Raw genomic sequence first — 2,076 nt, forward strand, 5'->3', positions numbered from 1 at the left:
ACACACGGGGGGCCACTATTTGGCGGTTTCGGTGAATCGTGATTCACGCAGCACGGTGACCTTGATTTCGCCAGGATAGGTCAGCTCTTTCTCGAACGCTTTGGCGATGTTGCGACAAATCGTGGCGGCCTCTTCATCGCTCGTGCGGTCACTGTTGACGATCACGCGGAGTTCACGGCCGGCGCTGATCGCAAACGCTTGACGAACGCCGTTGAAGCGGGTCGCAATCGATTCGAGTTCTTCCATCCGTTTGATGTACCGCTCGAGTGATTCGCGACGGGCCCCCGGGCGGCTGGCACTGCACGCGTCGCCGGTGGCGACCAACATCGTGTAAGGATGTTCGGTAACGATTTCGTCGTGATGTCCTAAGGCTGCGTGCACGACTTCGGGACCCTCGTTAGAGCGTCGCAGGATATCGGCGCCGATTTTGGGATGGCCGCCTTCGAGTTCATGATCAGCGGCTTTGCCAATATCATGCAGCAATCCACAGCGGCGTGCCAGATCGCCGTCCATTCCCAACATCTCTGCCAGCAAACCTGAAATGAAGGCGACTTCGACACTGTGCCGCAGCACGTTCTGGCTGTACGAGGTACGAAAGTGCAAGCGGCCTAACATTTGAATCACACGGTCGTGCAATCCGCTGACGTTGACTTCATCCGCCGCCTCACGCCCTTTTTGGATGATCAGATCGTCGATCTCCTTGGCCGTTTCTTCGACGACATCTTCGATTCGCGAGGGGTGGATTCGCCCGTCGCTGATCAGCCGTGTCAGTGATTGACGGGCGATCTCGCGGCGGACCGGATCAAACCCGCTGACGATCACGACTCCTGGCGTATCATCGATAATGACATCGACGCCGGTCGCCTTTTCGAACGCGCGGATATTGCGACCTTCGCGACCAATGATGCGGCCTTTCATGTCATCGCTAGGGACGTCTACCGTGCTGGTCGTGGATTCTGCGGTATGAGCCGATGCGAAACGCTGGATCGCGGTCAACAGCATCTCGCGACCCTGCGCCTTGACGGTCTCGCTAAGCCGTTTCTGATGCTTCAGCAGCACCGAGCCGATTTCAGATTCGAGGTCCTGTTCCAACGACGAGAGCAAGGTTTGTGATGCCTCTTCGCGAGTCATCCCGCTCGCCTTTTCGAGCAGCCCTTGCTGTTGTTTGATCGTTTCTTCGAGCCGGTTTCGCTGCTCGGTCGCGGCGCGCAGTTGCGTATCAAGTCGCTGCTGCGTACTCTCGAGTCCCCGTTGTTGCTTTCGAAGACCGTCTTCTTGCTGTTCGAGCGTCTCTTCACGACGATCGAGTTTGGCTTCGCGCTGCAGCAACTGTTTGCGTTCGGCGGCAATTTCCTTTTCCGCTTCCGCTTTGATGCTGAGCACCGATTCTTTGCCATCGACGATTGTTTGATTGCGTAGCGTTTCGCCTTCGCGGCGTGCCGCCTCGACGAGCTTTTCAGCCGCCTGTTGCTGGACGGTGCGACGCACCGCATTGATTCGCTGGGTGATACCCCAAACGATCGCGGCCCCGACCAAAAATGAAAAGGCCGAGTAAAGAATCGTGGTTTCGGAAGATGCGAGCATGTATATGTCCTCGGTACCGAGAACAATAGAATCTGCCTTTGCGATTCCCAGACTTATTCACACGTTCGGAGGGCGGACGTGTTCTTGACCGCTGCTGATGAGGGCGGTGTTCGGTGGGGATACTCCACTCGCAAGTTCCTCGGTTCACTCCAAGCTCAGCGGAGCAGAGGATCTGCTTTACTGCTGATTCGGCACGAGCCAACAACGACACAGAGCAAGCATGTTGCTTCCATGTGGTCACTCGGGCGACTAGCAGAAAGAGAAGGGGAAACATGATCGAGAAGAGGGGGGATTCTGTTGTTCAGAGGAGTCGATGTTGAGTCTTGTTTATTTACAGTCAGCTCTGAAAATCCAGTCGCATCCGGTATGATTCGATGCAATGGGTCTCAGGATGTCTCAGGTTAACAACTGTCGAGTGTCCGCGAAACAGATTCAAAACAAAGTTTCCCAGATGGGGACAAGTTCGCATTTGTGACGTGGTGTTTTGTATAC

The 2,076-nt window shown here is 55.6% G+C and carries 1 protein-coding gene; it reads right to left on the bottom strand.

Features of this window, described 5'->3' with window-relative positions; all coding sequences use genetic code 11:
- Positions 1–15: 15 nt before the first annotated feature.
- Positions 16–1,584 (bottom strand): ribonuclease Y, encoded by a 1,569-nt coding sequence (rny, locus tag ABX962_RS35310; RefSeq protein ID WP_372726341.1) that lies wholly within the window; start codon positions 1,582–1,584, stop codon positions 16–18.
- Positions 1,585–2,076 lie beyond the last annotated feature (492 nt).

Source organism: Novipirellula sp. (assembly GCF_041583735.1).
GTDB lineage: Bacteria > Planctomycetota > Planctomycetia > Pirellulales > Pirellulaceae > Novipirellula.

Bases quoted from the DNA above. Each gene is read 5' to 3' on its own strand.
- rny (WP_372726341.1), bottom strand. From the start codon at position 1,584: ATGCTCGCATCTTCCGAAACCACGATTCTTTACTCGGCCTTTTCATTT.